Annotated in this window: 1 rRNA gene; it reads right to left on the bottom strand. The window is 54.6% G+C overall.

Annotated features, from left to right (window positions below):
* Positions 1-368: ribosomal RNA gene (locus tag CVN76_RS00460) — 16S ribosomal RNA — on the bottom strand; the annotation flags it as partial.

The raw sequence follows: 368 nt of genomic DNA, 5'->3' as shown, positions 1-368 counted from the left end.
TTTGTCACCGGCAGTCACCTTAGAGTGCCCAACTGAATGCTGGCAACTAAGATCAAGGGTTGCGCTCGTTGCGGGACTTAACCCAACATCTCACGACACGAGCTGACGACAACCATGCACCACCTGTCACTCTGTCCCCCGAAGGGGAACGCCCTATCTCTAGGGTTGTCAGAGGATGTCAAGACCTGGTAAGGTCCTTCGCGTTGCTTCGAATTAAACCACATGCTCCACCGCTTGTGCGTGCCCCCGTCAATTCCTTTGAGTTTCAGCCTTGCGGCCGTACTCCCCAGGCGGAGTGCTTAATGCGTTAGCTGCAGCACTAAAGGGCGGAAACCCTCTAACACTTAGCACTCATCGTTTACGGCGTG

The sequence above is a fragment of the Bacillus sp. mrc49 genome (assembly GCF_002803435.1).
Note: the sequence above shows the minus strand (reverse complement) of the source record. Positions and strands in the feature narration are given on the sequence as shown.